The sequence below is a fragment of the Streptomyces niveiscabiei genome, from assembly GCF_001419795.1.
In the GTDB taxonomy this organism is placed as follows: Bacteria; Actinomycetota; Actinomycetes; order Streptomycetales; family Streptomycetaceae; genus Streptomyces; species Streptomyces niveiscabiei.
Genome location: NZ_LIRL01000385.1, coordinates 1 through 3,948 on the forward strand (window position 1 = coordinate 1; position 3,948 = coordinate 3,948).

The 3,948-nt window shown below is 70.0% G+C and carries 3 protein-coding genes; 2 read left to right on the forward strand and 1 reads right to left on the reverse strand.

What is annotated here, in order from left to right; all coding sequences use genetic code 11:
• Positions 1-194: 194 nt before the first annotated feature.
• Positions 195-1,625, reverse strand: coding sequence for a cation:dicarboxylate symporter family transporter (locus AOK24_RS19295; protein WP_055721317.1), 1,431 nt, complete (start codon positions 1,623-1,625; stop codon positions 195-197).
• A 124-nt stretch (positions 1,626-1,749) separates the two neighbouring features.
• Here AOK24_RS19295 and AOK24_RS19300 point away from each other — a divergent pair, with 124 nt between their 5' ends.
• Together AOK24_RS19300 and AOK24_RS19305 are read left to right on the forward strand one after the other, a co-directional pair.
• A complete protein-coding gene (locus tag AOK24_RS19300; protein WP_055721318.1) occupies positions 1,750-3,393 on the forward strand; it encodes a sensor histidine kinase in 1,644 nt (547 codons plus the stop codon).
• A partial coding sequence (locus tag AOK24_RS19305) for a response regulator (protein WP_055721319.1) occupies positions 3,390-3,948 on the forward strand: 559 nt, incomplete at its 3' end. The genes AOK24_RS19300 and AOK24_RS19305, both read left to right, overlap by 4 nt.

Genomic DNA, 3,948 nt, shown 5'->3' on the forward strand with positions numbered 1-3,948 from the left:
GTGCCGGCGGGGGTGGCGGCGGAGGTGGTGGGGAAGGTCGCCGCCTGACGGAGCCGTGGCATGCAGAAACCCCGGACCTGGATGGTCCGGGGTCTCTGTGTTCCAGCTACCGGGTGTCCGGCCCCGGTTCAGGCGGGGCCGGGCACCCGGAGTCTCGGAGGCGGGGGGGATGCCCCGGCCTCAGGAGCCGGCGTTCACGCCTTGGCGAGTTCCTTCTCGCCGGAAGCCGCCGGGCGCTCGTCCGTCTCGTCGTCGTCCGGGAGGACCGAGGCGTGGTCGTCGACGAGGGTCTTCTCGTCGAAGGGGAGGTCGCCCGCGAGGACCTGGCGGACGCGGTCCTTGTCGATCTCCTTGGTCCAGGTGCCGATGAGGACCGTGGCGACGGCGTTGCCCGCGAAGTTCGTGAGGGCGCGGGCCTCGCTCATGAAGCGGTCGATGCCGACGATGAGGCCCATGCCGTCGACGAGGGCCGGCTTGTGGGACTGGAGGCCGCCCGCGAGGGTCGCGAGACCGGCGCCGGTGACGCCCGCCGCGCCCTTGGAGGCGACGAACAGGAAGAGCAGCAGCGGGATCTGCTCGCTGACGGCCATCGGCGTACCCATGGCGTCGGCGATGAACAGGGACGCCATGGTCATGTAGATCATGGTGCCGTCGAGATTGAAGGAGTAACCGGTCGGAACGGTGATGCCGACGACCGGCTTGCTGACGCCCAGGTGCTCCATCTTCGCGATGAGCCGCGGCAGCGCCGACTCGGAGGAGGAGGTGGACAGGATCAGCAGGAACTCGCGACCCAGGTACTTGAAGAGGGAGAAGATGTTGAGGCCGGTGACGACCTTCAGGATCGTACCGAGGACGACGAAGACGAAGAGGAAGCAGGTGATGTAGAAGCCGACCATCAGGACGGCGAGGCTCTTCAGCGCGTCGACACCGGCCGAACCGGTGACGGCGGCCATCGCGCCGAACGCGCCGACCGGGGCGGCCCACATGATCATCGCGAGGACGCGGAAGACGAGGCGCTGGATGTGCTCGACGCCGCGCAGAACCGGCTGACCGGCCTTCCCCATCGCCTGGAGGGCGAAACCGCACAGCAGGGCGACGAAGAGGGTCTGGAGGACCTCGCCCTCGGTGAACGCGGAGACGATCGTCTTGGGGATGATCCCGAGGAGGAACTCGGTGGTGTCCTTGGCCTCCGCCGCCACCTGCGACTGACCGGACTCCCGGACCGCCTCGGTGATGTGCAGACCGCTGCCGGGCTCCAGGATGTTGCCGACGACCAGGCCGATGGCCAGCGCAGCGAACGACATGACCACGAAGTAGCCGAGCGCGATCCCGCCGACCGCGCCGACCTTGGCGGCCTTGCGGACGGACCCGATGCCCAGCACGATCGTGCAGAAGATGATCGGCGAGATCATCATCTTGATCAGGTTGACGAACCCGGTCCCGATCGGCTTCAGCTCGACGGCGAAGTCGGGGGCGATCAGACCGACGGCGATACCGAGGGCGACCGCCGCGATCACGGCGATGTAGAGATAGTGGGTGCGGTCCCGCTTCGCAGCGGGAGCGGCAGGTGCCGTATCGGGGGTGCTGGCGGCCACGGCTGCCCTCCTTGACGTCTTCGTCGGCATCACACCGGCGTGCGGCTCACGGTCCGGGGAGATAAGGGAATGCGGTGACTATCTCCCGCCCTGTGAGGGCGGTCACCCTTCCGTTCATTTAGTTCACGCCACGGACGGAAGGCAGACTGGCCATATGCACCTCCGCGTCCCCCGCCCCCGCAGCCTCGCAGGCCAGCTCTTCGGCATGCAGGCGGTGCTGATCGCGGTGGTCGTGGCCGGGTACGCGCTGTTCAGCTACATCAGCGACGAGCGCCAGGCGGAGGACGCGGCGCGCCGCCAGGCGATGGCCGTCGCGCGGTCGGTGGCCGATTCCCCGTCGGTGCGGGAGGCGATCGGTACGGGGGACACCTCGGCGCGGCTCCAGCCGTACGCGCTGAAGGTCATGAAGGACACCGAGGTCGACTTCGTCACGATCATGAATCCGCAGGGCATTCGGTGGACGCACCCGGACCGCGCGCAGATCGGGCAGAAGTTCCTGGGGCACATCGAGCGGGCGCTCAAGGGTGAGTCGTTCACGGAGAAGTACACGGGGACGCTCGGGGAGTCGGTCAGGGCGGTGACGCCGATCTGGGCGAGCGACGCCGCCGAGAGCTCGCGGTCCGACGACCAGATCATCGGCCTGGTGAGCGCCGGCATCAAGATCGAGGTCATCAGCAAGCGCGTACAGGAACAGGTCACCGCCCTCCTCGGCGTGGCCGGCGGCGCCCTCGCCCTCGGCGGCCTCGGTACGTACGTCATCAACGCGCGCCTGCGCCGCCACACCCACGGCATGAACGCCGGCGAGCTGAGCGCCATGCACGACTACCACCAGGCCGCCCTGCACGCCGTCCGCGAGGGGCTGCTCATGCTCGACGGCCAGTACCGCGTCGCCCTCATCAACGACGGCGCACGCGAACTGCTCGGCGTCGGCCCCACCCGCGCCGTGGGCGACTCCGTGGCCGAACTCGGCCTGCCCGCACCCCTCACCGGCGCTCTCCTCGCCTCCGAGCCGCGCGTCGACGAGGTCCACCTCACGGCCGAGCGGGTCCTCGTCGTCAACACGTCCCCCGTCTCCGGCGGCGAGCAGCGCGGTACGGTCGTGACGCTGCGCGACGTCACCGAACTCCAGTCCCTCATGGGCGAGTTGAACTCCGAACGCGGCTTCACGCAGGCGCTGCGCTCGCAGGCCCACGAGGCGGCGAACCGGCTCCACACGGTCGTCTCGCTGATCGAGCTGAACCGCGCCGACGAGGCCGTCGAATTCGCCACCGCCGAACTGGAGTTGGCCCAGGCGCTCACCGACCAGGTCGTCGCCGCCGTGAGCGAACCCGTCCTGGCCGCCCTGCTGTTGGGGAAGACCGCCCAGGCCAACGAGCGGGGCGTCGAGCTGGAGGTCTCGCCGTCCAGCCGCCTCGACGACGGCGTCCTTCCCGACTCCCTCCCCGCGCGCGACCTCGTCACCATCCTCGGCAACCTCATCGACAACGCGGTGGACGCGGCTCAGGGCAGCGTCGGCGCGCGCGTTTCCGTAACCGCTTACACAACGGACGCCGAGCTGGTCCTGTCCGTCTCCGACACCGGCACCGGCGTCTCCCCCGGCGACACGGAGAAGGTCTTCGAACGCGGCTTCACCACGAAACCCTCCGGCCCCGGGGGGCGCGGACTCGGCCTCGCTCTGGTACGACAGGCCGTACACCGGCATGACGGGACGCTGTCGGTGTCCGCCGCCGAGGGGGGTGGCGCGGAGTTCGTGGTGCGCCTGCCCTTGCGCGCGCCGGTTTCTGGAGGCGGAGCATGAGTACGGGAGCGGAGCCGATCCGTGTCCTCGTCGTCGAGGACGACCCTGTCGCCGCGGACGCGCATGTGCTGTACGTGGGGCGGGTGCCCGGGTTCGTCGCCGTGGGCAAGGCCCACACGGGCGCCGAGGCTCGGCGCCAGCTCGACCGTACGCCGGTGGATCTGCTGCTGCTGGATCTGCATCTGCCCGACGGGCACGGGTTGCAGCTCGCCCGGTCCCTGCGCGCCGCCGGGTACCACGCGGACGTGATCGCGGTGACGTCCGCCCGGGATCTGACGGTCGTGCGGGAGGGGGTGTCGCTGGGGGTTGTGCAATACGTACTGAAACCGTTTACCTTCGCAACGCTGCGGGACCGTCTGGTGCGGTACGCGGAGTTCCGGGGTGCCGCCGGTGAGGCGAGCGGTCAGGACGAGGTGGACCGAGCGTTGGCGGCTCTGCGGGCGCCGAGCCCTGCCGCGTTGCCGAAAGGGCTGAGCGGGCCGACGCTGGAGCGGGTCACCGGGGCGGTGCGGGAGGCCGGGGAGGGGTTGACCGCGGCGGGGGTGGCCGAGGCGG

What these genes read in the sequence shown, in the direction of transcription:
- AOK24_RS19300 (WP_055721318.1), top strand. Translation starts at nt 1,750, where the DNA reads ATGCACCTCCGCGTCCCCCGCCCCCGCAGCCTCGCAGGCCAGCTCTTC.
- AOK24_RS19295 (WP_055721317.1), bottom strand. Translation starts at nt 1,625, where the DNA reads ATGCCGACGAAGACGTCAAGGAGGGCAGCCGTGGCCGCCAGCACCCCC.